The organism is Thermosporothrix sp. COM3 (genome assembly GCF_059696735.1).
The window spans coordinates 920412-946273 of the sequence record NZ_AP019376.1; the positions used below are offsets into that span (position 1 = coordinate 920412).

General features: G+C 55.0%; 23 protein-coding genes. 14 read left to right on the plus strand and 9 right to left on the minus strand.

Annotated features, from left to right (window positions below; genetic code table 11):
* Positions 1 to 68: 68 nt before the first annotated feature.
* Together KTH_RS03975 and KTH_RS03980 are read left to right on the plus strand one after the other, a co-directional pair.
* A complete protein-coding gene (locus KTH_RS03975; protein WP_497616565.1) occupies positions 69 to 257 on the plus strand; it encodes a hypothetical protein in 189 nt (62 codons plus the stop codon).
* A gap of 180 nt (positions 258 to 437) precedes the next feature.
* Positions 438 to 1886 carry a glycosyltransferase 87 family protein gene (locus KTH_RS03980; RefSeq protein WP_111325740.1) on the plus strand — a complete coding sequence of 483 codons (1449 nt, stop codon included), beginning with the start codon at positions 438 to 440 and terminating at the stop codon, positions 1884 to 1886.
* Between the two features lie 54 nt (positions 1887 to 1940).
* Here KTH_RS03980 and KTH_RS03985 read toward each other — a convergent pair whose 3' ends face one another.
* Positions 1941 to 3398 (minus strand): G1 family glutamic endopeptidase, encoded by a 1458-nt coding sequence (locus tag KTH_RS03985; RefSeq protein ID WP_170142940.1) that lies wholly within the window; start codon positions 3396 to 3398, stop codon positions 1941 to 1943.
* A gap of 183 nt (positions 3399 to 3581) precedes the next feature.
* Between KTH_RS03985 and KTH_RS03990 the strand changes: the two genes are divergently transcribed.
* Positions 3582 to 4559 (plus strand): threonine ammonia-lyase, encoded by a 978-nt coding sequence (locus tag KTH_RS03990; protein ID WP_497616567.1) that lies wholly within the window; start codon positions 3582 to 3584, stop codon positions 4557 to 4559.
* Between the two features lie 61 nt (positions 4560 to 4620).
* Here KTH_RS03990 and KTH_RS03995 read toward each other — a convergent pair whose 3' ends face one another.
* The 3 genes from KTH_RS03995 to KTH_RS04005 are packed head-to-tail and all read right to left on the minus strand — an operon-like array spanning position 4621 to position 7780.
* A complete protein-coding gene (locus KTH_RS03995) occupies positions 4621 to 5433 on the minus strand; it encodes a sugar phosphate isomerase/epimerase family protein (protein WP_497616568.1) in 813 nt (270 codons plus the stop codon).
* Between the two features lie 7 nt (positions 5434 to 5440).
* Positions 5441 to 6616, minus strand: coding sequence for a dihydrodipicolinate synthase family protein (locus KTH_RS04000; RefSeq protein WP_497616570.1), 1176 nt, complete (start codon positions 6614 to 6616; stop codon positions 5441 to 5443).
* A gap of 3 nt (positions 6617 to 6619) precedes the next feature.
* Entirely contained in the window at positions 6620 to 7780 is a 1161-nt protein-coding gene (locus KTH_RS04005; RefSeq protein WP_497616571.1) for a Gfo/Idh/MocA family protein, read from the minus strand.
* Positions 7781 to 8149: 369 nt separating this feature from the next.
* On the opposite strand from KTH_RS04005, the gene KTH_RS04010 reads away from it, so the two are divergent.
* The 6 genes from KTH_RS04010 (at position 8150) to KTH_RS04035 (ending at position 15563) form a co-directional block, all read left to right on the plus strand.
* Positions 8150 to 9223, plus strand: coding sequence for a LacI family DNA-binding transcriptional regulator (locus KTH_RS04010; RefSeq protein WP_111325735.1), 1074 nt, complete (start codon positions 8150 to 8152; stop codon positions 9221 to 9223).
* A gap of 355 nt (positions 9224 to 9578) precedes the next feature.
* Entirely contained in the window at positions 9579 to 10346 is a 768-nt protein-coding gene (locus KTH_RS04015) for an IclR family transcriptional regulator (protein WP_497616573.1), read from the plus strand.
* A 20-nt stretch (positions 10347 to 10366) separates the two neighbouring features.
* Entirely contained in the window at positions 10367 to 10876 is a 510-nt protein-coding gene (locus tag KTH_RS04020; protein ID WP_497616575.1) for a (2Fe-2S)-binding protein, read from the plus strand.
* A complete protein-coding gene (locus KTH_RS04025) occupies positions 10866 to 13298 on the plus strand; it encodes a xanthine dehydrogenase family protein molybdopterin-binding subunit (RefSeq protein ID WP_497616576.1) in 2433 nt (810 codons plus the stop codon). Before KTH_RS04020 ends, KTH_RS04025 begins: the two co-directional genes overlap by 11 nt.
* Complete coding sequence (locus KTH_RS04030) at positions 13298 to 14284, plus strand: FAD binding domain-containing protein (RefSeq protein ID WP_497616577.1); 987 nt, start codon at positions 13298 to 13300, stop codon at positions 14282 to 14284. The genes KTH_RS04025 and KTH_RS04030 overlap by 1 nt, the downstream gene beginning before the upstream one ends.
* Positions 14285 to 14288: 4 nt before the next feature.
* Positions 14289 to 15563 (plus strand): phenylacetate--CoA ligase family protein, encoded by a 1275-nt coding sequence (locus tag KTH_RS04035; protein ID WP_497616579.1) that lies wholly within the window; start codon positions 14289 to 14291, stop codon positions 15561 to 15563.
* Between the two features lie 31 nt (positions 15564 to 15594).
* Here KTH_RS04035 and rho read toward each other — a convergent pair whose 3' ends face one another.
* Positions 15595 to 16815, minus strand: coding sequence for a transcription termination factor Rho (rho, locus tag KTH_RS04040; protein WP_371859942.1), 1221 nt, complete (start codon positions 16813 to 16815; stop codon positions 15595 to 15597).
* A 461-nt stretch (positions 16816 to 17276) separates the two neighbouring features.
* On the opposite strand from rho, the gene KTH_RS04045 reads away from it, so the two are divergent.
* The 3 genes from KTH_RS04045 to KTH_RS04055 all read left to right on the plus strand — a co-directional run bounded on the left by KTH_RS04045 (position 17277) and on the right by KTH_RS04055 (position 19425).
* Positions 17277 to 17918, plus strand: a complete 642-nt coding sequence (locus tag KTH_RS04045; RefSeq protein WP_111325728.1) for a DedA family protein — start codon at positions 17277 to 17279, stop codon at positions 17916 to 17918.
* 268 nt (positions 17919 to 18186) lie between these two features.
* Positions 18187 to 18417, plus strand: coding sequence for a hypothetical protein (locus KTH_RS04050; protein WP_211326365.1), 231 nt, complete (start codon positions 18187 to 18189; stop codon positions 18415 to 18417).
* A gap of 375 nt (positions 18418 to 18792) precedes the next feature.
* A complete protein-coding gene (locus KTH_RS04055; RefSeq protein ID WP_111325726.1) occupies positions 18793 to 19425 on the plus strand; it encodes a biliverdin-producing heme oxygenase in 633 nt (210 codons plus the stop codon).
* A gap of 55 nt (positions 19426 to 19480) precedes the next feature.
* Here the strand turns inward: KTH_RS04055 and KTH_RS04060 are convergent, their stop codons facing one another.
* The 3 genes from KTH_RS04060 to KTH_RS04070 all read right to left on the minus strand — a co-directional run bounded on the left by KTH_RS04060 (position 19481) and on the right by KTH_RS04070 (position 23081).
* A complete protein-coding gene (locus tag KTH_RS04060) occupies positions 19481 to 20629 on the minus strand; it encodes a PQQ-dependent sugar dehydrogenase (RefSeq protein WP_497616581.1) in 1149 nt (382 codons plus the stop codon).
* 30 nt (positions 20630 to 20659) lie between these two features.
* Positions 20660 to 21589, minus strand: a complete 930-nt coding sequence (locus tag KTH_RS04065; RefSeq protein ID WP_111325725.1) for a DMT family transporter — start codon at positions 21587 to 21589, stop codon at positions 20660 to 20662.
* A 358-nt stretch (positions 21590 to 21947) separates the two neighbouring features.
* Positions 21948 to 23081, minus strand: coding sequence for an ArgE/DapE family deacylase (locus KTH_RS04070; RefSeq protein ID WP_497616583.1), 1134 nt, complete (start codon positions 23079 to 23081; stop codon positions 21948 to 21950).
* 246 nt (positions 23082 to 23327) lie between these two features.
* On the opposite strand from KTH_RS04070, the gene KTH_RS04075 reads away from it, so the two are divergent.
* Complete coding sequence (locus KTH_RS04075) at positions 23328 to 24470, plus strand: ArsR/SmtB family transcription factor (RefSeq protein ID WP_497616585.1); 1143 nt, start codon at positions 23328 to 23330, stop codon at positions 24468 to 24470.
* Positions 24471 to 24489: 19 nt separating this feature from the next.
* A complete protein-coding gene (locus KTH_RS04080; RefSeq protein WP_497616587.1) occupies positions 24490 to 24834 on the plus strand; it encodes a VOC family protein in 345 nt (114 codons plus the stop codon).
* Here the strand turns inward: KTH_RS04080 and KTH_RS04085 are convergent.
* Positions 24819 to 25832, minus strand: coding sequence for a helix-turn-helix transcriptional regulator (locus KTH_RS04085; RefSeq protein WP_497616589.1), 1014 nt, complete (start codon positions 25830 to 25832; stop codon positions 24819 to 24821). The two genes, KTH_RS04080 and KTH_RS04085, sit on opposite strands and share 16 nt — an antisense overlap.
* Between the last annotated feature and the right edge of the window lie 30 nt (positions 25833 to 25862).

The following is a 25862-nucleotide window of genomic DNA, read 5'->3' on the forward strand; positions in this document are numbered from 1 at the left end:
ATGTTAAGATTAGAAGAGTTCTTTTATGAATTAAATGTAAGAAAAAGAGAAGTGGTAGCGGTAGAATTATGAATAGAAATTTTCTTCCGGAAAAGGCTGGCATACAGGCAGAGAAAGAAGATGGAGAGTGGTATGAGATGTTAGCGCTGTTCTATGCATACCGCTGCTTTGTCCCTGTTGAAATCGCAACGCTTGTCGGAACCGGGGAGAAGGTGCTATGCTTGCATCTGGGTGTTACGCCCATCCCGGGGCGGTAGAGAAACAATCGAACGGTAGAATAGTCCTTTTCCTCTTCACAATTGGCACTGATTCCGGGTAAAGTAGAGAGGGCGCATATGTTTCTCTATGATTGTTTCTTGCTCTATTTTAAAGAACGAGGCCACCCGCCGACATGTGTGAAACGAATCTCGAATCTCTCTGAATAATGAAAGGCCAAAATGACAGAATTACGCATTGCTGACGAAGAAAAGGGAATGGTAGCAAAGAAGCCATTTTTGGCCCGATACTGGCGCGATATCTGTGTAGCTCTGGCTATGTGTGTGCTTATGTTTATTGGCTCCGGGTGGCAGCTTTTTACTCAGTCAAACTTCCAGTATTTCAATGTCTATAGCGATGTCGCGAAGTATCAGTGCTATACAGTTGGCTTCTGGCAGGGTATGCCGACGGTCCAGACGAAGTTCACGAAGGAACAGTGCGGCTTCATGCGCAACAAGCCCGCGACGAACGGGCAGATTGCTGACTTCATGCGCGAGCATGGGTTTCCACAGCCCTTGATTGATATGGTGAAGTCGCAACAGGTTGGAAGCCGTTTTCATGTCCTGCCGAACGAATATCCTTTCTCGACACTGATCTTCTTCTCTCTGGCGCTCTTAGCCCCTGCTCGCTTCTTTCAGCTCGCCTATGCTTTCTGGATGGCCGTGCTGGCGGTGATCCTGTATGTGCTGCTGGCGCGTTATAAATCGCGTCGTGCCGCTATGGTCTATGCTGTCTATATGGTCGCGGGGGCTGCTGTAACGGCTCTGGCGCGCTTTGACCTGCTCCCGGCGGCGGCAACCCTGTTTGCGGTGATCTGTGCGGTGCGACGACGCTGGACATGGGCCTATATCTGGCTGGCGGTCGCGACGCTGCTGAAATTTTATCCCGCAGTGCTGTTGATGCCGTTCCTGCTCGCGCAACAGATGGAGCTTGGCAAACAGGTGAAATGGTACGCATGGCGGCGCTGGAAGGCGTTGGCGGTCTTTGTGGTGCTCTGCGTGGTTGTGATGGCCGTTTCGCTCTTCCTGAGCATTGAGGGCACAGTTGGCCAGTTTACCTACTTCGGCCAGCGCCCGATGCAGGTTGAGGCAGTTGGTGCGTCGCTCATGTGGCTGATCTCGAAAGTGACCGGCATGACGCTGACCTATGGAAAGACATTCGGCTCGCTCAATATTCTGAATCACCTGCGCCTGATGAGCATAGTCAGTATAGGGTTGAATGTGTTGTTGTTTGTCGGGCTGCTGTACACCTACTGGCTCCAATGGAAGGGTCGTATCAATGTGGCCGCATCGTCGCTTTTGACGCTGCTGGTGGTGATGGTGACAGGCAAGGTCTTCAGTCCGCAGTACCTGATCTGGGTTGCTCCGCTCGTGGCCTTCGTGGGCGACAGCGACCGTAAATGGTTCATTCCGTGGACGATGATCAGCGTGTTGACCTCGATTGTGTATCCCATCATTTACAATCAGGTGCCACTGGTCAAGGTGCCGCTTCAGCCCGCGTTCTGGCCGGTAGTGACGATACGAAACCTGCTGCTGTTCGGTTTTGTGGTCTGGCTGCTGGTTCTCTACACGCGATCGCGCAAGGTAGGACAAGCAGACGTGGAGGCGCAAAAAGAGTCAGCCCTGACCTGAAAAGAAAGCACAAGGAGCCACAGAAGCTTGAGCACTGCGGCTCCTTTTTTATGCTCACTTTTGCGTCCAGCGCACGGTGAAGCCAGATCCCTTCTGATCAAGTGGCGACGTGATCACGGCGACGGCGTTGCCTCTGTTCATCTGGAAGACATACAGGTGTGGCTGGTCTCCGATTGGCTTGCCATCAACCGAGCAGGTGAACGCGACGGAGTCGAAGCGGGCAAGGCGCTGCGTGTTGCGGCCCTGTTCAACGAAGGTCGGCGCTTCGAGGATACATTCCGCAAAACGGGTATCAGCGATATCTCCGGGCCGTGCGGTTGAAAACTCCCAGTGTTGCGTTTGATTCTGCAATTTGAGCTGAAATTGATTCTGGTGGAACTCCACGGTTGCAATTATCGAGTCGCCAGCGTGGACCGGTTTGCTGATGCGCTGCGGAGGCGCTGGATACGTTTGCCAGGTTGCGAAGTATGATGGCTTCCCGTTCAGGCAATCGGTCTCGGTGATAATCTGTGCAAGCTGGCTCTGCTGGTCGCTGTCCATTGGATTCGCGGTCATGCCTGCCCAGATGCCAGTATACGATGTCTCGGTTGGCATGCAGTACGCGGCAGGTACTTTCCACTCGGCCCGGACGCTCTCGTGCTGGATAGATTGATCCAGGTTTGTTCCGGCATAGCCCGCGTAGTTGGCAGTCGTCTGGGTTTCGGCATAGCGCACGGTGCCGCTTCGGGTGCCGTCCGGGTTTGAAAGAGAGTTACCATTATCGGCCTGGATGGTATAGGAGAGCGTGACGGGACCACTTTGCAGCGATTGGCCCCCGAAGTTCCAGACGCAGGTGTAGAGCTCATTGGATGCGGTGGTTGCCTCACAGAGTGTTTGTTTCTGTTGATTGGGAAGCTCTGCCGTAAAACGCACGCTGCTGATATCGAGATCGCGGGCGAAGGCGCGGACCGAGAGTGAGAGCGAGGTTCCCTGTGTCAGAAAGTGCTGTGTTGGCGCCTCCCAGAGGCCGGTGAAGCTGTTTCGCGGGAGGGTGACGATGGTGACATCATAGCCGCCCTGGCTCGGTTGCGCGTTGGGATGATTGATGCCCAGTGAGAGCGTGCTTTCTTTTCTGGTTGTGATGTTTGCCTGCTTGCCTGCAAGCTCGGTTTGTGAGCCGTTGAGGCGATAGATCAGCGCATAACAGGGCAGTGAGGGCACAGGGAGGGTCTGGGTCTGGCAGTTGTTCTTCCCTTCCGGCCCGACAGCCTGGCTCTCGGGAGTCGGGTGAATGGTTCCTTCTGCGAGGATTTTCACCTGCTCGCCCGGTACGATGGTGAGTGGTTCGGTTTTCTGCTCGTTGGTGATCTTGACCGGCTGAAGCCCGCTTCTGGCGTCGAGATGGACCTTATGCACTCTCGCCGCTTCCGCTGGTGATGCAGAAGGCGGTGTGGAATCGCATGCCGCCGCGAGAAGCAGAATACATAGCAACAAGCAGTGTAGCAGGATCTCTCTTGTCTGCTTGATCGTCATTGCTTTTTCTCCCTGCTGCAAGACACAACCCTGTACATTTATTGTACGATATCTGTATACAAGGAGACATATTGAGCAGTGTCGATACGTGTTCCATCGTGAGAGTAGCGCGGGATGTGGCCTACCAGCCACGGCCTTATTGGCTGTAGATGCATGGTTGCAATAGAGCTACAATGATGTTGAATGAATCACCGAAGAGAGGATGATACGACTGATATGGTGACGTTACAGGATGTACATGCAGCATATGAGAGAATCCGCCCGTATGTGCGCAAAACTCCGCTCGTTCAGATGAAAGCGGTCAGGCAGACTCTCAGCGACGAGGGAGACATCTATCTGAAACTGGAAAATATGCAGGTGTCGGGCTCGTTTAAGGCGCGCGGGGCACTGAATACGGCGCTCGGGCTGACGGAAGAGGAGCGTCAGCGCGGCCTGGTGACTGCTTCTGGTGGCAATCATGGTATGGGCGTGACCTATGCAGGTTGGCTGACCGGAGTGCCTGCGACTATTTATCTTCCGCATTCGACGCCCGCTACTAAGGTTGCGAAGCTCAAGCGGTGGGGAGCCGAGGTCGTGGTTGTGGGTCGAGTCTGGGATGACGCACATACCGCAGCTCTGGCGCATACGAACCGCTCAGGTGCTACCTATATTCACCCCTTCGCGGACCCGCGGGTGATTGCCGGGCAGGGGACGATTGCGCTTGAGCTGTTTGATGAGATGCCCGATATCGATCATTTGATTGTGGCAATCGGCGGCGGCGGCCTGATTAGCGGGATTAGCATTGCAACGCATGGGCTCAAGCCTGATGTGAAGATTACTGGAGTGGAGCCGGTTGGCGCGCCGACGCTCTATGAGAGCCTCAAAGCAAACCATCTGGTGGAGCTGGAAGAGGTCATGACTGCGGCGGGGACACTGGCGCCTCGGAAAAGCGATCAGCTTGACTTTGAGATTATTCAACGGCACGTTGAAGAAATTGTGCTGGTCGACGATGAAGAGATGCGCACGGCTGCCCGCTGGCTCTGGGAAGAACAGGGCATCGCTGCGGAATTGAGCGGAGCTGCCGCTACAGCCGCTGTATTAAGCGGCAAGGTCTTGATTGAGCCGGGCGAGAAAGTGTGCGTGCTGGTCTGTGGTCAGGGGACAGACGGTATCGGGGAATAATCGTAACGAAAAGAAGAGGGAAACGCGTTCCCTCTTCCCGGTTTCAGAGCGTGTGTGAGTTCTAGACATGTTCAAGGTAGCGCTTGCACATAAGCTGTAATATCTCGTCTCCAGGCATGCTCCAGAGCTGCTGGTTGAAGATCTCGACCTCAATCGGGCCCGTGTAGCCAGCCTGTTCCACAGTGGTGCGCAGGCGCCGGAGCTCGATCACACCGTCTCCCATCATGCCTCGCCCGTTCAGCATATCAGGCGTCGGGACCAGCCAGTCGCACACATGAAAGCCGAGAATCCGCCCGCTGGCTGCTGCGATCTGTGCATAAATATCAGGCTCCCACCAGATATGATAGGCATCGATCACAACCCCTACCTGTTTATGATTGAGGCGGCTTGCGATCTGGTTTGCCTGCTGAAGAGAGACGATCACTGAGCGATCACCTGCATACATCGGGTGAAGCGGCTCTATACCGAGCCTGATGCCATGTTGCTCGGCGTCGGGGATCAGCTTTTCTATGCACTCCTCCACGTAAGCGCGAGCGGCGACAAGATCACCATCAGCGGCGGGGCCACAGACCAGCACCAGGACATCTGTGCCGAGCGTTGCCGCCTCTTCAATGGCGCGACGATTGTCGTCAAGCCGCTCCTGACGCTCGCGGGCGCTGCTTCCCGCGAACCAGCCGCCGCGGCACAGGCTGGACACGCGCAGACCGGAATCGTGCACAATCCGCGCGCTTTCCTGCAATCCCAGTTCGGCGACTTTTTCGCGCCAGAGGCCGATAAAGGGAATTCCTGCCCTGACACAACCCTCTACCGCCTCGCGCAGATTCCAGGGATCTGTTGTCTTTTGATTTAAGCTGAGCCGTGAGAGATCATGCATTGGTTTGTTATGCTCCTGTCTCCTCGATTCCGGCGAGGGCTAGAACGGTGCGCATCCGTGTTAGAGCCAGTTCAGGCTGAAGCAACAGACCGGCTGTATCTGCCAGTTTGAAGAGTTCGACAAGGTGCAGAATAGACCGCGCATTTTCCAGACCGCCAACCATACGAAAGTGCTTCTGGTGTCCATTGAGGTAGGCCATAAAGACAACTCCCGTCTTGTAGTAGTAGGTGGGAGCCTGGAAGATATGGCGTGAAAGGGGCACGGTCGGTTCCAGTAATGCCTGATAGTGTGCGATATCACCCTGATCGAGCGCCTGAAGCGCGGCGGAAGCCACCGGAGCGATCGCATCAAAGATGCCGAGCAGCGCGTCACTGTACCCCTGCTCGTCTCCCAGTATCAGGCGTGGGTAGTTGAAATCGTCGCCGGTGTACATATGGACACCCTCGGGCAGCAGGCGGCGCATCGTGATCTCGCGTTCGGCGTCCAGCAGCGAGATTTTGATCCCATCAATTTTAGAGGTATGCCGCCTGATAACATCGAGGCAGACATCCATAGCGGCATTCAGGTCGGTATAGCCCCAGTAGCCGTGTAGAGCCGGATCGAACATATCTCCGAGCCAGTGCAGAATGACTGGTTGCCGGACCTGCGACAGAATGCGCTCATAGACGTGGAGGTACTCGTCAGGCGTGCGTGCACAGGCTGCCAGAGCGCGGCTCGCCATCAGGATAATACGTCCGCCCTCTCCCTCGATGAACTCGCACTGCTCCTCGTAGGCTGCGATTACGTCATCAAGCGTGACGGAGGGTGAGGGGGTAAGCTGATCGGTTCCTGCGCCACAGGCGATCCCACCGTTATAGGTTCGCGCCTCAGTAAGGGAGCGGCGAATCAGCTCTTTAGTGGCGTGCCAATCAAGCCCCATACCGCGCTGTGCTGTGTCCATTGCTTCGGCCACGGAGAAACCAAGCGACCAGAGATAGCGCCGATAGGACATGGTTGCATCCCAATCGAGTGTGGCAGGCTGTGCCGGACCATTATCTGCCAACGGATCACAGACAACATGTGCGGCTGCAAAAGCTTTACGGCTCTTCGGTGGAAGAAATTCAACAGGAGGTGTGAACGGCCCTTTCAGTGTATAGGGTTCGAGGGTTCCGTCCGCCCGCGGTAAGCGAATCTGTTGCGACATACGCTACTCCAGTTCTGTCGGGATGGCCGGGACATCCAGCCAGCGGCGTTCTTGCCAGGACCGCAATCCAAGCTCTGCAAGCTGCACGCCACGTGCTCCCGCAACAAGTGTCCAGGGGAAGGGAGTGTCACAGGCGACGTGCTTCAGGAAGAGCTCCCATTGTGCCTTGAAGCCGTTTTCAAACGTGGTATTGTCGGGCACATCCATCCACGAAGCATAGAAGTCGATCGGATTGGGAATATCGGGATTCCAGATAGCCTTTGGTGTGTTCACGCGGCTCTGCACCTTGCATTCCCGCAGCCCGGCAAGCGCGCTGCCATGTGTTCCGTCTACCTGAATGGTCAGCAGTTCGTCGCGATAGACACGTACACACCACGATGAGTTAAAATGGGCGATGATGCCGCCCTCAAGCTCAAACGTGGAGTAGGCTGCGTCGTCGGCGGTACAGGCATAGGGGTTACCCTGCTCGTCAATGCGCTCTGGAATGTGCGTCGCGCCCAGGCAGGAGACCGCTTTAACAGGTCCGAACAGGTTATGCAGCACGTATTCCCAATGGCAGAGCATGTCAACGATAATGCCGCCGCCCTCTTCTTTCCGGTAATTCCACGATGGCCGCTGTGCTTCCTGCCAATCTCCCTCGAAAACCCAGTAGCCAAACTCGCCGCGCACGGAGAGGATACGACCAAAGAAGCCGCTATCGATTACACGCTTGAGCTTCTGAAGCCCCGGGAGGAAGAGTTTGTCCTGTACAACACCGTGCTTGACGCCTGCTTGCTGTGCGAGACGCGCCAGTTCCAGCGCTGTGCTGGTATTGGTGGCAATTGGTTTCTCGCAATAAATATGTTTTCCAGCCTCTATGGCTGCTTTCACATTCTCAGCTCGAAGTGTAGTTGATTGAGCGTCAAAATAGATGCTATCGTCGGGGTTAGCCAGGCATGCAGCAAGGTCGGTACTCCATCGCTCGATCTTATGGGCTTCGGCCAGCGCTCGCAGCTTGTGCTCATTGCGTCCAACCAGAATAGGGTCTGGTATCAGAGCCTCGCCATTTGGAAGGGCTACACCGCCCTGTTGTCGAATCGCCATAATTGAACGAATGAGATGCTGGTTTGTGCCCATACGCCCCGTGACCCCATTCATAATTATTCCGATCCTACGCTGTATCATGTATTGCTCCTTTCCATAAAGCAATAACCCTTTCCGCTTTCTCTTGAAGAGAAAACGTTATCTATTTCTATTGTTGAGGCAGCAGAAGCAAGCGGAAATCATTCACGCTTGCTTCCCTGGTTTTGTGCTATCATGAAAGAGTATTTTGCCCCACCTTTTTCAGAAAAGGTTTTCTATTGTAAACTATACCGTGCGACTCCGTTTTTGTCAATGGAAGTCGGGCGAAGGTCAAGCTCAATAAGAGCAAGCAGGCGGTGTTAGAATGAAGAACGGTCATGTTCCATAGAGAGCCTACTTGACAGAAAGTAGAAAATCACAGATACTTTGGTAGAAATGCATTACTGCCTGCTAAGGAAGGAATAAACGGTGATGGTCAAACAGGTAGCCTCTATTGTTGATGTCGCGAAACTGGCCGGGGTATCAATTGCCAGCGCCAGCCGCGTATTAAGCGGTTCCTCCTATCCTGTCAGCGAGGAGACGCGACAAAAAGTGCTGAAGGCGGCGCAGGAACTGAACTATGTGCCGAACTCGCTTGCGCGCAGCCTGAGGGCGCAACGAAGCAACCTGATAGCCGTTCTGGTAGGCGATAATGCTGATCCTTACTTTGCCGAGATCGTGCGCGGTGTCGAAGATGTTGCGAACGACTGCGGCTACCTGACGATTGTCTGTAACTCTGATCGGAAAAAAGAAAAAGAGCTCAATTATTTACGCATTTTGCAGGATTATCGTGCGGATGGAGTTATTTTTGCTGGTGGTGCTTTGAATGAACCCGGCTACCCGGCGCAGCTTGAGAAGGCGATCAAGTCGATGCTGGATCGGGGTGCGGCAGTGGTCACGCTGGCTCAGCATACCTTGCAGGTGCCCTCAATTCAGGCTGACAACTTTGCCGGGGCCCGCGCCATGACACAGTACTTGCAGCAGCTCGGGCACCGCCGCATTGGCTTTGTATCGGGTCCGACCAATGTGACGGTTGCCAATGTGCGCTTGCAGGGGTATATGGCGGCGATGGTTGAGGCTGGTTTGCAGATTGACCCGGGACTCATTCTCAGTGGTAATTTCGATCAGGCAAGCGGCGAGATGGCCGCACAGGCCATTTTACAGATTCCACCAGAGCAGCGACCTACGGCTGTGTTCGCGGCAAATGATGAGACCGCCTTTGGCCTGTTAAGCGGTCTGGGACGATTGAAGATCCGTGTGCCGCAGGAGATTTCTGTCTGTGGTTTTGGTGATCTGCCGATGGCGCAGATGGTGGTTCCCGCGTTAACGACCGTGCATATTGGCCTGCGTGAGCTTGGTCGTGCGGGTGCGCGTAAGTTGTTGGCGATGCTGCATCGTGAAGAGGTCCCTCCACTTGAAGTGATGCCCACGCATGTTGTTCCTCGTGATACCACTACATCTCCTTCAGTTGCATCATCTGCTCTTAAGATGGTTGACACACCTTAAATGTCCTTTATCTCTGTATTTTATCTCTGCACGGTCGCTTCTGGTGAAAGCCAGAATAGCGACTTTTTTCTTTTCTCTCAAAATTGGTACAAAAACATGTCCCCTTTTCCGAACTCCTTCGCATTATAGAATAGAAGATTTTTTGTTGCTCTGCTCTCTCAGGGCATTCTCTTCTGTTATGGTCTCTATTAGCACCCATTAATGGTGGTACATGATGGATATAGTGAACGATACAGGAAAAATAGGGAAACAGGACAAAATTGGATTGACGCGTTTTCTTCAGGAGTATATACTTGTTCATATGAGCAAACGATTTGTTCGCCAGAGTGAACAGCGGAGGGATGAGGATGCACATATGTCGCGATTACATCTGCCGGCGCCAATGGTGGAGCGGGCTTTTCGGCTCCTTGACCTGCTCAGCCTTGCGGAAGAAGGGATGACGCTTTCTGAGCTTTCGCGCCAGCTCTCGATGAGCAAGGGAAGCATGCACGGGCTGCTCAAGACGCTGGAAGCATGCGGCATTGTGGAACAGACAGACGAGAAGCTGTATGTCGCTGGTCCTTACCTGTTTGACCTGGCACAACGGTTTGCGCGAGGGGCGGGCTTGCGACGGCTGGTGTTGCCTGCAATGCAGCGGCTGGCCGAAGCAACCGGCGAAACGGTTATTCTCGGGCGTGAGGAAACGATTGGTGTGCGAATAAACGAATGTGTGCGCGCCGAAAACGAGCACCTGCATATCTCAGCGCGGCCCGGAACCATCGTGCATTTTCTGGCCGGAGCGACCGGGCGCGTCGTGCTGGCAAGCTGGTCCCCCGAGCGGCGGGAGTCCTTTTTGCGGTCACAGCCCCTGCCAACGTTTACCAGACGCTCGATCTCTGACCCGGAGCGCTGGTTACGTGAGGTGGCCGAGACGGAACGAACGGGTGTTGGCATCGATTACGAGGAATATCTGACGGGGGTGAACGCGGTTGCGGCTCCGATTATGGGCCCCGGCAGAAACCTTGTGGCTTTGCTCTGGATCGTAGGGTTTGCCTCGCGCTTTGATCGTGTGAGAGTCATTGAAGCAAGCAGATTGCTCTCTGCTGAAGTTCAGGCGATTTCGCGGGCATTGGGAGGCGCATAGTCATCAAAGGAGAGACTGGTATGCAGCGGCAATTGATTACGCTCACTGTCAATGGGGAGCGCCGCGAGGTTGCGGTTCTGCCTCATCATACGCTCCTGGAGGTGCTGCGGGAAGATCTGGGCTTGACCGGAACCAAGCACGGGTGTGAACTGGGAGAATGCGGGGCCTGTACCGTTTTGCTCGATGGACGGCCTGCCCTGTCCTGCCTGACGCTGCCTCTGGCGGTTCAGGACTGCGAGATTACGACTATCGAGGGGCTGGAACGCAATGGCAAGCTGCACCCTCTACAGGAAACCTTTGCGGAACTGGGGGCGGCTCAGTGTGGCTATTGCACGTCCGGGATCATTCTTGCAGGTGTGGCGCTGCTTGAGGAGATCCCTCATCCCTCATTAGGGCAGATAAAGGAGGCGCTTTCGGGCAATCTCTGCCGCTGCACTGGCTATACGGCGATTTATGCCGCGGTGGAAGAGGCGGCGCGCCGAATGACTGCGCCCATTCCATCAGGAAAGGGGTCGGACAATGACGCATGACTCCGCTTATACTGTGATCGGACGACCATTTCCGAAAGTCGATGCATACGCGAAAGTCACCGGACGTGCACTGTATGCCGATGATATTTCACTGCCGCGTATGCTCTATGCTCGGCTGCTTCGTTCGCCACATCCACATGCACGCATTCGCTCGGTGGATGTTCGGCGTGCGCTGGAACTGCCGGGAGTGGTTGCGGTCCTGACAGGTGAGGATCTTCCGCGCAAGTATGGTATCCTGCCTTCCAGTCAGGATGAGTATGCATTGGCAGTCGAGAAGGTGCGCTATGTTGGTGATCCCGTAGCGGCGGTGGCGGCGCTCGACGAAGAGACGCTGGACGAGGCGCTCAAGCGGATTCAAGTCGATTATGAGATTCTCCCGGCACTTATGAGCATTGATGAAGCGCTGGCTTATCCCGAGATCAAGATCCACGAAGAAACGCGGGTCGGGAATATTCACAAGGCAGTTTCCTATGAGTTTGGGGATCTTGAGGCCGGTTTTGCCGCCGCTGACGAGGTTTTTGAGGATTGGTTCTTTTATGAGGGCAACAATCATGCTCCGATTGAGGAACACGCCTGTGTGGCGAACTGGGAACCGATCCCGCATGACCCGATCGGGGGGAAGCTCACGCTCTGGTCATCAACGCAGACGCCTCATTATGTTCATCGAGAGGTAAGCAAAGTACTCGATCTGCCACAATCGCACATTCGCGTGATTGCGCCGCATGTGGGTGGCGGCTTCGGTGGCAAGTCGGATCCATTTTCACATGAGATATGCACGGCTGAGCTGGCTCGACGGACTGGACGCCCGGTAAAACTGACCTGCACTCGTGAGGAGGTCTTCCTGATCCATCGCGGACGGCATCCTGTCAAGATGTGGATTAAGACGGGTGTGAAGCGCGATGGCATGCTAACGGCAATGCATTTTCGTTCATTCCTGGATGGGGGCGCGTATGGCTCCTATGGCATTGCGACGACCTACTATACGGGCGCTCTTCAAACGGTGACATATGCGCTTCCCTGCTATAAGTTTGAGGGAATGCGTCTGTTTACCAATAAGCCGCCCTGTGGCCCCAAGCGCGGTCATGGCACCACACAGCCCCGGTTCGCGGTTGAGGTGCACCTTGATAAGGTAGCGTATGCGCTTGGTATCGACCCCATCACCCTGCGGAAGCGCAACCTGATTGCTCCCTATACTCGTACGGTGAATGGTCTGCGCGTGACCAGTTGCGCGCTGGATGTGTGCCTCGATCGGGTGGTAGAGCGCTCGAACTGGCACGCATTTCAACAGAGCAAGCAAGCACAGGAGACAAGCACCACGCTCAGGCGGGGGCAGGGGGTGGCGGCATCCGCGTACATCTGTGGAGCGGGCAAGCCGATTTACTGGAACGATATGCCGCATTCCGCCGTGCAAATTCGCCTTGATCGCGGTGGAGGCGTGACCGTCTACTGTGGCGCTACCGATATCGGGCAGGGGTCTACATCAGTGCTGGCGCTGATCGTTGCCGAAGAATTGGGTATCGAGCCGGGTCGCATCCATATGGAGACCGCTGATACCACGCTGACGCCGGTTGATCTTGGCTCCTATTCAAGCCGTGTCACCTTTATGGCCGGGAATGCTGCTATTGTTGCTGCTCGTGCCCTGAAAGAGCAACTGATGACCGTCGTTGCTGAGCGACTTGGTGTCCCGATGGAGCGACTGGTTGCGGCGGGCGAGATGATCTACGATGAGCATGACCCCGGGCGAGCCATGTCGTTTCTCAAGGCGATTCAGATGGCCGAGGCGCGTTTCGGGGCGCTGGTCGCGGCGGGCTCCTACACGCCGCCCGAGGATATTCACGGCGACTATAAAGGGGCAGGAGTTGGACCCTCTCCAGCGTATTCCTATTCGGCCTGTGTGGCTCAGGTGGCGGTCGATGTTGAGACCGGTGAACTGACCGTAGAGAAGCTCTGGTTGGCTCACGATGTGGGAAAAGCGCTCAATCCGGTGCTGGTTGCCGGCCAGGTCGAGGGGGGCGCATATATGGGCTATGGCGAGGCAGTGATGGAGCAACAGGTGTTTCGCAAGGGACGGCATAAGATCCCTTCGCTACTCGACTATAAGCTTGCGACCACGCTGGATACGCCCGAGATTGAGACGATTCTGATTGAACATCCCGATGCGGAGGGTCCGTTTGGTGGCAAGGAGGCGGGGCAGGGGCCCCTGAACCCGGTCATTCCCGCGATCGCGAACGCCATTTATAACGCGGTGGGTGTGCGCCTTGATGAGACGCCGATGACTGCCGACAAGCTGTTACGCGCTTTGAAAGCGGCTGCGGGTGCTCGGGTAATCCCACCGACCGTCGCGCCGGTTGCCGTGCCTGATCCCTGGCCGACGCGCCTGGTCCGTTGGGCACCTGACAGTGTGAAGGGAGGGAAGCAATAATGTTGCGACTTCCACCATTTCGCTATCTGGCTCCTCGCACGCTTACCGAAGCCGTCGAGATGCTGGTTCAGGAGGGCGAGCAGGCAATGCCGCTTGCCGGAGGGACCGATCTTCTGCCCAATATGAAGCGTCGCCAGTTCACCCCCTCGGCGCTGATCGCGTTGCAGGGAATCGCGGACCTTCGACGGTTAGAGGGCTCGCCAGCAACGGGTATGCGGCTTGGCGCGGGAATCACGCTCACCGAGCTCTCGATGCTGCCCCAGGTAATGACGGGCTATCGTGCGTTGGCGCTGGCAGCGGCTTCGGTCTCGACGCCACAGTTGCGCAATGTCGGTACGCTTGGCGGTAACCTGCTTCTGGACACGCGCTGTAACTACTACAACCAGACAGAGTTCTGGCGACACTCGATCGGCTATTGTATGAAGAAGGACGGAGAGATCTGCCTTGTGGCTCCGGGAAGTCCGCGCTGTTGGGCGATTTCCTCCGCTGATACCGCGCCGGTGCTGGTGGCGCTGGATGCCCGGGTGCGTTTGCAGGGCGCGCAGGGCGAACGTGTGATCCCGGTTCGTGAGCTGTTTCGGGATGACGGGATGCATCCCTACACGAAGACCCATGATGAGCTGGTGAGTGATATTCTACTTCCTCCAACTGATGGCTGGCAGAGTATCTACCTGAAGCTGCGGCGGCGTGGCTCGTTTGATTTCCCGCTGCTTGGTGTGGCAATCGCACTCAAGAAACGGGCTGATGGCATTGTGGACGACGTGCGTATTGTTCTGGGTGCAGTGGCCTCGCATCCGGTGGAGGCACGAGAATCGGAAGCGTTGTTGCGCGGGAATGCGCTGACTCCTGAGGTGATCGAGGCGGTGGCGCTTGCGGCGGCAAAGCGAGCCCGACCACTTGATAACGCTGATCTGACCATTGCATATCGGAAGCAGGTTGCTCCGGTTTATATTCGTCGTGCGTTGTTGCAATTAGCCCGGGAGTGAAGCAATGATTGCTCTGGAAACGGCCTCTCGTGCTGAAATAGAGGCCCATCAACTGGCGCGTTTGCAAGAAGGATTGAAGCAGATCTTGCGCAGTAACCGGTTCTATCAACGAAAGTATGCAGACATGTCGCCGCTTCAGAGGCTCACAGATATGGCGTGTTTGCCTTTTACTGCGAAGCGAGAGCTGATCGCGGATCAAGAGCGATACCCTGCCTATGGTTCAAATCTGACCTTCCCGCTGGCCGAGTATGTGCGTCTGCATCATACCTCTGGTACGACTGGACGGCCATTGAGAATGCTGGATACCGCGGAAAGCTGGTCATGGTGGGCGCGTTGCTGGGGCTTTGTCTATCGTGGGGCAGGTGTGACGCGGGATGACGTGCTCTTTCTGGCGTTTGGCTTCGGGCCGTTTATTGGCTTCTGGGCCGCACATGAAGGGGCGCATCTGCTTGGAGCGTTGACCGTGCCAGGGGGGAGTATGGATTCATTGCAGCGGCTGCGGCTGTTGCGCGAGACGGGCGCTACAGTGCTGGTTTGTACGCCGAGTTATGCCCTGCGTCTGGCTGAGGTTGCACGCGAGAATGGGATGAAGCCGGCGGATTTTTCGATCCGGGTGACGATTCATGCCGGAGAGCCGGGAGCCTCTATTCCCGCTACCCGGGAGCGAATTGAACAGGCCTGGCAGGCGCAGACCTACGATCATGCCGGGATGACCGAAATGGGGGCCTACGGTTTTTCCTGCTCGGAACGCGGCGGTATGCATGTGAATGAAAGCGAGTTTATCGCCGAGATTCTTGATCCCGTAACGGGCAAGGCGGTACGCGAGGGCGAAACAGGCGAGCTGATATTAACCAATCTCGGTCGTTGGGGCATGCCCGCGCTTCGCTATCGCACGGGCGACCTTGTGCGACATGGCGGCTACCGTTGCCCTTGCGGGCGGAGCTTTCTCTTTTTGCCGGGCGGCGTGCTTGGCCGCATCGATGATATGCTGATCGTGCGCGGCACGAATGTGTATCCATCTGCGCTGGCCGACGTGCTACACCGGTTTCCCGAGGTTGCCGAGTATCGGATCATTGTCACACGGGTGGGCACGATGGATGAGATCGCCCTGCAAATTGAAAGTGCGACGCCGAGGCCGGAGGCGCTGCAAAAGGCGGTTCAGCAGGAGCTGCACGCTGTGTTCGGCTTGCGCTTCCCGGTAGAGGTCGTCTCGTCTGGCTCCTTGCCACGCTTTGAGCTCAAGGCGCGGCGGGTTGTGGACAGACGACCGAGAGTGTAGGTGCCGGGTTGCTTCCGGCACCCCGTTTCAACTATGAAAGGCCATCTTTGAGTGATGCCAGAAATTCAAGGTTGCTGTTCGATCTGGACAGGCTCTGCAAGAGCGCTTCCATTGCTTCCAGACCGTTATTGCCAGGCTGATCGGCAAGCGTCGAGAACATACGACGCATCAGCACAACGGCACGTAACGTCTTGGGATCAAGGAGAAGTTCTTCACGGCGAGTACTGGAGAGGGCAATGTCAATGGCGGGGAAGACGCGGCGTTCTGCGAGTCTACGGTTCAGAACCAGTTCCATGTTACCGGTTCCTTTGAACTCCTCGTAGATCACGTCATCCATGCGGCTCCCGGTATCGACCAGACAGGTCGCGATAATGGTCAGACTGCCACCTTCTTCGATCTTACGCGCGGCACCGAAGAAGCGTTTCGGTGGGAAGAGAGCACTTGGATCGAGACCACCGGAAAGGGTGCGCCCGCTAGGTGGAACCGCGAGGTTATATGCGCGGCTCAGGCGCGTGATGCTGTCCAGCAAGATGACAACATCCTTGCCGCATTCAACCAGACGCTTGGCGCGTTCCAGTACCATTTCAGCAACACGGGTGTGTGCTTCGGTTGGCTCATCAAAGGTTGAGCTGATTACTTCGGCCTTGACCGAGCGTTTCATGTCGGTGACTTCCTCTGGTCGCTCGCCAATCAATGCGATGATCAGATGAACGTCGTCGTACTTGGTGGTGATTGCGTTGGCAATTGCCTTGAGGAGCATGGTTTTTCCGGCTTTTGGAGGGGAGACGATCAGACCACGCTGGCCACGTCCGATGGGAGCTACCAGATTGATGATGCGGCCTGAGAGGCTGGATGAGTCGGTTTCCAGGTCAAACATCTCTCGGGGAGAGATAGGAGTGAGGTTCTCGAAGTGCGGCCGATGCTTGGCTGTTTCGGGGTTCAGGCCGTTGATTGCTTCGACCCGCAACAGGCTGTAGAACTTCTCGTTGTCCTTCGGCGGTCGGACCTGCCCGGTAATCATGTCTCCGTTGCGCATACCGAAACGGCGAATCTGTGATTGCGAAACGTAGACATCCATACTTCCGGGGAGAAAGCGTTCCTGCCGCAGAAAACCGAAGCCCTCTTCGACAATCTCCAGGACGCCAGAGGCCATAATGTTCCCTTGCTGATTGCTGCCAGATTGGAGCAGGCGGAAGACAAGTTCCTGTTTCCTCAGGGTATTGTAGCCGGAAAGATCCAGATCATTCGCCATAAGGCGTAGTTCTGGTAAAGTTCTATTTTCTAATTCAACAATGTTCACGATGCACGGGCGTACTCAATGCTTGAAAAACGCCCATTCCCCCTTTCTGCTGGAGTTGCGTTTGAAATAGAATAGTGGTGTATATTACAAACCTGGCATATCAGCTTCAAAGAAAATCCTGTTTCCTTTTCTGTGGCGTCTAGTTGGAGGCTCTTTCCTCTGACTTTAGGATATAGATCAACCTGCTAGGGGAACTATCGGGTGAAAACGAGCACTTCTGAGGCCATATGCACTATAGCAGATGTATCAAAAGATGTCAAGCGACAGAGTTTTGTTCTGGCGCTTATGCAAAATGCTAAGGGATATGCTACAGTTCTTCTTATAGGGAGGTTGCCTGCTTGCTCGCGGGAGGATACCCCCGGCTTTGTTTTCTATTGTGCTATAAATTGACATAAAGCGTGTGGAGTACGCATATGTGGCATATTACAACGATAATGATTCTTTCCTGGCTCGCCACTTATGGATATTGGGCCGTGCTCTTTGGTGTGATGATCGAGAGTACCGGGATCCCGTTTCCGGGAGAAACCATCCTGCTGGCCGCTGCCGTGACCGCTGGCTCTACCCAGAAACTCGCGATTCATATTGTGATTCTGGCGGCGATAGCCGGGGCCATTATCGGCGATAATATCGGCTTCTGGATTGGGCGTGAGGGTGGATATCGCCTGTTACGCCGTTATGGTAAATATGTTCGGCTGGATGAGCGCAAAATAAAAGTGGGTCAGTACCTTTTTCTCAAGCATGGAGGCATGGTCGTCTTCTTTGGGCGCTTTGTGGCCTTTCTGCGCGCCTGGGCGGCCTTTCTGGCAGGAACGAACCGCATGCACTGGCTTCCATTCTTGCTTTATAACGCGACTGGCGCGATCCTCTGGGCAACGATCTACGGACTTGCAGGCTATCTACTTGGGAATAATGTGCATCTGCTTACGGGGCCGCTCGGAATCGTTGCCATCGTAGTGGCGCTTGTTGTTTGTGTCGCGGTTGTGCTGTTTTTGCGCACCCATGAGAAGCGGTTGGAAGAGGAAGCCGAACGTGTTTTTCCAGGTCCACTTCAATAGATTTCTATTTCACACGCATAGTATAATAAACAATAGAAAAGGAGTTTCAATTCCAAGTGGTAAGGGTGGTGAAATGAAAAGAGTTCTCCTGGGATTGGTGCTGTCTCTGGCAGCACTTTTTCTCACTACAACCTCAGTATCCGCTTCTGCGTATATTACGTGGAAGAAAGGAAGTTTTGTTTCATTCTCACAATCTGCGGAAACAGAGGATTTCCGTGTCTCTTTCGTTGATGGACGCTCCGAAAGCGAGGGCATGAACCGGCTTTCGATGGAGTTTGAATGTTCCCGCAATATGGGTTTCAAAGTAGATCTCTATAATATCGGCGAGAAGAGAATTATCGGCACAAAAGAGATTTCTTGTTCTCCTGGGGCCCGATATCGGGGGAGCGTTTGGCTTCCAATCAAGCAGGTTGATGACTACTACTTCCGCTTCTATCGGACGCATGGTTCTGGTACAATCACGGTGATCTCCTACGAGTATTTCTACTACAAATCGTGAGCGTATTATCCATCTCAGGTCGCTGGAGCAAGTGGCACCAGCGACTTTTTTGTGTATCCTATCCTCAAAATGGTTCATGGGGAATTGTCTACCCTCTGCTGAAAGCGCCTGTGTGAGCAAGTCGTTATCGGTCTCTGTTCTGGTAATCCCTCCCTTGACAGTCAACTTTTCGCCTGTGTATAATTATGTCAGAGTTGACTTGATAGTCTGAAGAAAAGAGCGAGGGGGTTCGCTCAAAAAAAATTTGCGCTTCAGGTCAAGTTTGACTCAATGGGTTTCGGTGGAGAAGAGAGCATCTTTTCTCACGATAATTGACCTGAAGACACCGGGAAAATAGCTGTTTTCCGGTACGCAAAAAGAAGGAGAGAGTGCGCTATGGTTATGTCTGCTCAGGGTGAAGAAGTTCGTTCACTGAATATGATGGAACAGTTACGCTCAGCTACCCACGCCTTGCATGAGCAACTGGACGGAAGGATGAGCAGTCATATTTTCGTTGATTCGTTTGGATGTGAGGAATACAGGCGCCTTCTGGAAAAGTTTTACGGGTTCTATCAGCCGCTGGAACAGCAATTCGATGCTGTAGCTCGTAATGAAGCGTGGAATGAAGTTGGGCTAGATATGAGCGAGCGCAAACGAACCGCACAACTGGAAGCAGACCTGTTGAGCCTGGGAGCAACCGAGGAAGAGATCAAGCGGCTTCCGCTCTATCAGGGCTTTGAGCGCATTCTGTCCACCGTCCCGCAGATGCTTGGGGCGCTGTATGTTGCCGAAGGTTCGACCCTGGGTGGCCAGTTTATTGCCCATCGACTGGAAAAGACACTCGGCATTAATAGCCAGAACGGTAGCGCTTTCTTCAGAAGCTATGGACCTCATGCGGTGAAATCAATGTGGAGGCTCTTCTGCGAGCGCGTCAACAGCTATGCAGAGCACCATCCTGAGGCCAGGGGCGAGATACTGGATACGGCAAACGCTATGTTTCGCGAGTTTGAACACTGGATCCTTGCCTGATAGGGAAATGGAGCTGAGAACACCCGCTCTGTGCATGACAGAGCGGGTTTCTTTTTCAGGCCGCCGGACCAAGCCGAATAATGCGATCGTCATCGCTGGTAGGATTGCCGCGACCGTCCTGATTACTGGTCAGGATCCAGAGAGAGCCATCAGGAGCCTGCGTGACGAGGCGCAAGCGTCCGTACTGACCCTGTAGCAGTGCCTCTTTCTGAACAACTGTGTTGCCATCTGGTCCGAATTGAATGCGCCAGAGCCGTTCACCGCGCAACGAGGCCATGAAGAAACTGCCCTCCCATTGGGGGATTGCGCCATGCTTCAGGAAGGTCGCACCGCTTGGCGAGGCTTCCGCGGTCGAGAATGTCACCAGCGGATTGACGAAGCGGCTATCATTGCCCTTGCCCTCAACCTCGGGCCAGCCATAATTTTTCCCCGGTTCAATCTTATTGATCTCGTCGTACGTATCCTGTCCGAACTCCGTAGCATAGAGCTGTCCCTTCTCATCCCAGGCCAGCCCTTGCACGTTACGATGCCCGTAAGAATAGACAGGACTTGACGGGAAGGGGTTATCAGATGGGATGCTTCCGTCCGGCTTGATGCGGAGGATCTTACCACCGAGCGACTCCTTATTCTGCGCATTTGAGCGATCGCCTGCGTCGCCGGTGCCAATATAGAGCATGCCATCCGGGCCGAATGCGATTCGCCCGCCATTATGGATAGCACCCACTGGTATCCCTTTGAAGATCACCTGCGGGGTTTTGCCCTCCTGAAAACGGACGACACGATTGTCCTCGGCTGTGGAATAGTAGACATAAATAAGGTGGTCTTTCTGATAATCCGGTGAGATAGTGATACCAAGTAGACCCCCTTCTCCTGCTCCTTCCTGTGCGATGCGCTGCACTTCTTCGACTTTGCCGGAGGCGTCAACCTTGAGAATGCGGCCTTCACGCTCGGTCAGCAGCGCTTTCCCATCAGGGAGAAAAACCAGTCCCCAGGGGATGTTGAGTCCCTTCACGAGCACTGTGGCTTTGACTTCCTTTCTGTCCGGCGTCTGCGTTGGCGCGCTTGTTGCTGTTAGCTGAGGGGGTTGTGTTGGGTTTGTCGTGGCGCTTTCACTGCCGCTGCTACAGGCTGAAACAAGGACGGTGATGAGCAGGGTACTCAGAAGGAGTACCATACTTCCGGGTGAGGCGATTGGCTTGCGCATATATTCCTCCTCTATCTACAGAGCAAGTACCTATTTTTGTGTAGTCCTTTTTTCGGGAGTGCTTCGGAGAAGATCGGGTTTCGTTCTGGAATGCGGAAAGGTTGCAAGCGCGGGCAGACAGGTAGCGCAGAGAATAATCAGGCCGCCGATCAGCGTGGTGCCGCTCGGGATCTCATGCAAGAGCAATGCACCGAACAGAATTCCCCATACCGGCTCAAGACTGGCAAGCAGGCTTGCAAGCTGGGCTGTGATATGACGCATGCTGGAAATGAAGAGGGTGTGTGCCAGCGCTGTACAAAAGATGCCGAGTAGAAGCAGTACAAGCAGAGTTTTCGGTTGCCCGAGGAGTGGCGTCGGGAAGAAAAAGAGCATGGGAAGCGTGGCAATCGTGGCAACTCCGGTTTGATACAGGCTGAGGGTGACGCTGGAATAGTGCCGCCCCAGTCCTCGATTGCCGACCGACAGCAGCGCGAAGGTTGCGCCTGCCAGCAGGCCCCAGGCGATCCCGAGCGTGATTTGATTCTCAAGTGAGAAGGATGGAACCAGCAAGTAGATCCCGGGCAGAATCAGAAGCGCCGCAATAATCTGAAGCAAGCTGGGACGCTGCCGCAAGAGAAGCGGTTCAAGCAGGGCGGTAAAGAGCGGAAAGCTGGAAAAGGAAAGCAGACCTATTGCTACATTTGAGACGTTGATTGATTGGAAGAAGGCTGTCCAGTGCAGCGCCAGAAGCAGCCCCTGACCGATGAGCAACAGGCCGTCACGTCCGCTACGAGGCCGCACCGGGATCCGTTGCGAAAGAGCGATAATGGTCAATGTAATGCTGGCGAACAGAACACGCCCGAGGACGATCAATGGTGATGGCAATGCGCTGATTTTGCCCAGAACACCGGCCAGGCCAAAAAGCATCACGGCGACATTCGCGAGTGCCAGACCTCGAATGCTGTGCGGTTGTTCCTGCATAAAAAAGATGCCTCCCAGAAATGTGTAGCCTTGCTGTGTACCTCCTTTGTGTAAGCTTACCCTGTTTTTCCGTTCTGAGCAAGGGATCAATACGATCTGCAGTCGCTTTCAAGAAGCGCGAAAACGAAGAAACAGGGAACATAGGAAGAAAGTTTAGAGCTCTTGTTCTTTTCCGTGGGAAGGGGTATTCTTGTATCAGGGTGAAGAGAAGAGAGATAGAAAGAGGAAACCTGCTTCTTTAGAAAAAGAGGGAATGGATGTGGAAGAGCACGTAATTTCTGAGTGAAAGGCTTCTTATGGGGTAATAGTGTGGAGGTGAGAAGAGCCGCCTGGCAGCCCTTCTCCAAAAACAGAATCGTTACCGGCAAAATTCCTGAATAGTGGCGAAGAGAATATCGGCACATTGCTCGACCTGTTGAAGGTCTGCCCATTCAACAACCGCGTGTGCGCCTGCTCCTCCGGGACCAAACACGACTGTTGAAATGCCTGCTGCTGCCAGAAGAGCGGAATCCATCCAGGGAGTCGCGCCGATAAGCGGGGGCTCGTTTTCCAGAAGCAGGCCGGCATGATGGCGGAGAACCTGAACAATGGGGGCATCTTCAGCGACCTCAAAGGCATCGCGTACCAGTATTGTACGCGCAGTTGCCTGAAAGGCAGGGTCTGCCTGTCGAAGGCTATTGAGCAGCGTCTGAAGCTGTGTCTCGACATCGTTGATTGTTTCGCCCGGGATCGTGCGCCTCTCTAACTGCAACACGCATTGTTCGGGATAGCTTGACCATTCTTGCCCGCCGCGAATGATTGAGGCATGCAGGGATCCATGCCCGAGTAGCGGATGAGCCGGCCTGCGCTGAAGCTCATTGTGCAGGCGTTCAAGGCCGACAAGGACATGTCCCATTTTGGCGATGGCGTCCAGACCAAGATCTGCCCGTGAACCATGAGCAGCTCTGCCCTGCGTTATGACTTCCTGCCAGATAAATCCTTTATGGGCAAGGCAAAGTTGCAGGTCCGTTGGTTCGGTCACAATGGCGGCGTCGGCTGTCCAGCGCTTGAGCACTGATTGCGTGCCGAGGCTTGCATATTCCTCGTCGGCAACCGCGGTGAGAATGACATCTCCCCGAAGTCCAGCCTGTCGGGCCCGAGCGGTCGCGATCATTGCCGCTGCCAGCCCGCCTTTCATGTCGAACGCGCCCCGCCCGTAGAGTCGGTTGCCTTCAATGAATGGCTGGTGTGGCCGCTCCATGCCGCTCACGCCGACGGTATCCATATGCGCGTTAAGCATCAGCGAGCGCCCGCCTCCTGTACCGTGCGCGATGCCAACCACGCTTGGTCGTCCGGGCTGTGGTTCGTCCCACTCGACGGTCAATCCGGCCTGTTCAAGCCAGTTTGAGATGAAGATTGCAATCTCCTTTTCGCCTGCACCGTTCGGGACAAGATCGGGGTTCACTGAATCGATCGCAACGAGTTGCTGAAGCAGAGATGTGGTGTCGTTCATCGAACCGAGTTTCCTTCTAACTGCTGAGGAGGACAGGACAGGCAAAAACACCCTATCCCGTCTTTTAGTGTAGAGAATGATGCAGATTGCTGTCAAGGATGCGCAAACCCACTTTATCATGTTTCCCCTGTTTCTGAGAGTCACTGATGCCTGCTCTTGACCGGGAGCAGTTGCTTGCTGTATACTGTATGCAAGTTGCAAATATCGCATATGCAAATTTTGTATATGGCTATACAGGGGGAAAGAATGCTGCGAGGTGATCTCGTTCCGGCTCATGTACCCTGGAAATGGGACACGCTGCTTTCTCTGCCGGTTCATCTCAGCACGGCTATGCTGCTGCTTGATTATGCTGCTTCGGGCAAGCCAACGCCAACGTCCTGGCCTGAAAGCATGGTGCCGCGCCTCTCGCCGCAGGCCCGACATGATCTTGAGGCTATGCGGGTCTTGTTGGCTCATGGTGCCGCTCTGCGGAGCTTTCTGTTGCAGTGGCTCCCCGCTGATGATCCCGCACAGCGCGATTGGCAGGCCTGGAAGGCGTGGCTGCAACAGTTCCCGATGGGAGATCTGATCGTACATGGCATCCTGGAAAACCTGGAATTCTATCGCCGTTCCATGTCGCCTCTTGCCGAGGTGGAGCGCTGGCTGCGTGCATGTGGGCCGGTAACGGCGGCTTCTCTGGCTGATCCAACGGTCCGCGTTGCTGCATACCGCGCTGTTCTGGCAAGCTGGCAAGCAGAAGAGGATACGCTTGAGTTGATAGAGCAGCCAGAGAAACTGAGAGAGGCGCTTTTGCGTTTCTTTACTGAGGTCTGGGATCTGGGGGAACAGCAAAAATGGCAACAGCGGAGACAGGTGATAGAAGAGGTATCGGCTGTAAATCTCGCTCATTTTCAACAGGAGGGGCAGCGCCTGTCCCCTGCTGAAATGGTGGTGCGGGTGACGGGCTTGCAGTTGGGGGCAGAGTGGGAAACAGCGCTCCGGCAGGCACAGCGCGTGGTGTTTGTGCCCTGCTTCTTGCTTGGCAGGTACTTTTCGCTGATTCCGGTTGATGACGTCTACTATGTGCTGTACGAGCCGTCGGAAGGCCGTGTCAGGCCTGCTCCGTCGTTGCAGGTGATCGAGCTGGAAAATCTGCGTCCTGTGGTTGAAGCGCTTGGCGACACGACGCGACTGGCTATCTTACGTTTGCTTGCTGAGGAGGGGGAACTGTTTGCGCTTCAGATCGCTGAAAGGCTGAGTCTGCATCAAAGTACGGCTTCGCGGCAACTGGCACAGCTTGAACAGGCACAGCTTGTTCTGGTGCGGCGGCAACGGGGCATGAAGTTCTATAGCGTTGATCGGCAGCGCATACAGCGGTTCTGCCATAGCTTGCTAACGATGTTTGCGTAATTCTGGAAGGGAGTGCACCATGATGAAGCTAAATCATCTCAGTATTATTCCAACCGACATGGAGCGAACCATTTCGTTCTTTCAGAAAGAATTGAATCTGCCGGTCAAAGGCGATGCCAGCTATGCAGAAGTGAACACGGGAGATATAATTATCAGCCTGTCACCTTCGGCTGCCGTTCCGACCGAGCGGCCACAGGGTGTGGTGTTACAGTTTGAGGTCGATAATGTAGTTGCGACGCTGGAGCAGGTTCGCGCTCGCGGCGGATGGGTGCTGCGCGATCCTGAGCTGATGCCCTGGGGCACCGAGTCGGCATATGTTGCCGGACCCGATGGTCTGATTGTCGAGTTCTATCGCTGGCCCTGATCGACCTGCTCATCATCGAGCGGGACGCTGACGGAGGTCTTGCGCTCATAAAAGCTAAGCAGGTTTCGGGCTGTTTGCAATATGTGCTCGCGCAGGGTGTCAGGCTCGATGATCTCTATATGCGAGCCAAAGCTGATGAGGAAGTCATGGGCTTCCATTTCAACATCAAAGCGAATCACCAGCTTGACCCGACCCTCGCCGTCGAGACGCTCCATCTGCTCTATTCTATGGACGTATGGTGACTGGTTGAGCCGTGCAAGCGCGTATTCATCGGCGTAGACGGTCACATAATAGCGGGGAAGCGCGGCTTTAAAGTCGACAAGCGACTGCTTCCAGTAGCTGGCAAGGTCAAAATCAGGGGGACGCTGGCTGGCTTCATCCAATACCTGCGCTTCTTTGATGCGTGAGATGCGATAGGTGCGCACTGAGTCATCAATCGCAACGACCAGATACCAGACGCTCCCCTTGACGACCAGCCCAAGCGGATCAGCGACGCGCTCGACATAGGTTCCATCGGCGCGGCGATAGCTAAAACTGAGCTTTCGATCCTGCCACACCGCCTCCTGAATCCGTGCCAGAGCCGGTGTGGCCTCTTCTGTGTTGCGCCAACTGGCTGAGTCGATATAGAGCCGCTGTCGCGCGTATTCGGCCCGTTGCTTGTACATCGTGGGTAGGGCCGTGAATAACTTGAGCTGTGCGCCCTCGGAGGCTTTTTGCAGGCCCAGATCACGAAGCACCCGCTCGGGAAGCCCCATAAAGAGAACCTCGACCTCGTTTTCATTGAGCCCGTTCAATCTGGTGCGATACTCTTCGAGCAGCCGCCAGCCTCCGCCTGTACCGCGATCCGCGACAACCGGGATACCAGATGAACTGAGCGCTTCCATATCACGATGGATGGTACGCTCGGAAACCTCAAGGCGGCTGGCAAGCTCTTTTGCTGTAATCCGTTGGTGGACCTGTAGGAGCAGCAAAATAGACAGAAGCCGGTCTGCACGCATCTCGTATTCTCCTTCTCTCTGAACAACGGC

Coding starts and splice junctions, on each gene's coding strand:
- KTH_RS03975 (WP_497616565.1), top strand. CDS start 69: ATGAATAGAAATTTTCTTCCGGAAAAGGCTGGCATACAGGCAGAGAAA.
- KTH_RS03980 (WP_111325740.1), top strand. CDS start 438: ATGACAGAATTACGCATTGCTGACGAAGAAAAGGGAATGGTAGCAAAG.
- KTH_RS03985 (WP_170142940.1), bottom strand. CDS start 3,398: ATGACGATCAAGCAGACAAGAGAGATCCTGCTACACTGCTTGTTGCTA.
- KTH_RS03990 (WP_497616567.1), top strand. CDS start 3,582: ATGAATCACCGAAGAGAGGATGATACGACTGATATGGTGACGTTACAG.
- KTH_RS03995 (WP_497616568.1), bottom strand. CDS start 5,433: ATGCATGATCTCTCACGGCTCAGCTTAAATCAAAAGACAACAGATCCC.
- KTH_RS04000 (WP_497616570.1), bottom strand. CDS start 6,616: ATGTCGCAACAGATTCGCTTACCGCGGGCGGACGGAACCCTCGAACCC.
- KTH_RS04005 (WP_497616571.1), bottom strand. CDS start 7,780: ATGATACAGCGTAGGATCGGAATAATTATGAATGGGGTCACGGGGCGT.
- KTH_RS04010 (WP_111325735.1), top strand. CDS start 8,150: ATGGTCAAACAGGTAGCCTCTATTGTTGATGTCGCGAAACTGGCCGGG.
- KTH_RS04015 (WP_497616573.1), top strand. CDS start 9,579: ATGTCGCGATTACATCTGCCGGCGCCAATGGTGGAGCGGGCTTTTCGG.
- KTH_RS04020 (WP_497616575.1), top strand. CDS start 10,367: ATGCAGCGGCAATTGATTACGCTCACTGTCAATGGGGAGCGCCGCGAG.
- KTH_RS04025 (WP_497616576.1), top strand. CDS start 10,866: ATGACGCATGACTCCGCTTATACTGTGATCGGACGACCATTTCCGAAA.
- KTH_RS04030 (WP_497616577.1), top strand. CDS start 13,298: ATGTTGCGACTTCCACCATTTCGCTATCTGGCTCCTCGCACGCTTACC.
- KTH_RS04035 (WP_497616579.1), top strand. CDS start 14,289: ATGATTGCTCTGGAAACGGCCTCTCGTGCTGAAATAGAGGCCCATCAA.
- rho (WP_371859942.1), bottom strand. CDS start 16,815: ATGGCGAATGATCTGGATCTTTCCGGCTACAATACCCTGAGGAAACAG.
- KTH_RS04045 (WP_111325728.1), top strand. CDS start 17,277: ATGTGGCATATTACAACGATAATGATTCTTTCCTGGCTCGCCACTTAT.
- KTH_RS04050 (WP_211326365.1), top strand. CDS start 18,187: ATGGAGTTTGAATGTTCCCGCAATATGGGTTTCAAAGTAGATCTCTAT.
- KTH_RS04055 (WP_111325726.1), top strand. CDS start 18,793: ATGGTTATGTCTGCTCAGGGTGAAGAAGTTCGTTCACTGAATATGATG.
- KTH_RS04060 (WP_497616581.1), bottom strand. CDS start 20,629: ATGCGCAAGCCAATCGCCTCACCCGGAAGTATGGTACTCCTTCTGAGT.
- KTH_RS04065 (WP_111325725.1), bottom strand. CDS start 21,589: ATGCAGGAACAACCGCACAGCATTCGAGGTCTGGCACTCGCGAATGTC.
- KTH_RS04070 (WP_497616583.1), bottom strand. CDS start 23,081: ATGAACGACACCACATCTCTGCTTCAGCAACTCGTTGCGATCGATTCA.
- KTH_RS04075 (WP_497616585.1), top strand. CDS start 23,328: ATGCTGCGAGGTGATCTCGTTCCGGCTCATGTACCCTGGAAATGGGAC.
- KTH_RS04080 (WP_497616587.1), top strand. CDS start 24,490: ATGATGAAGCTAAATCATCTCAGTATTATTCCAACCGACATGGAGCGA.
- KTH_RS04085 (WP_497616589.1), bottom strand. CDS start 25,832: ATGCGTGCAGACCGGCTTCTGTCTATTTTGCTGCTCCTACAGGTCCAC.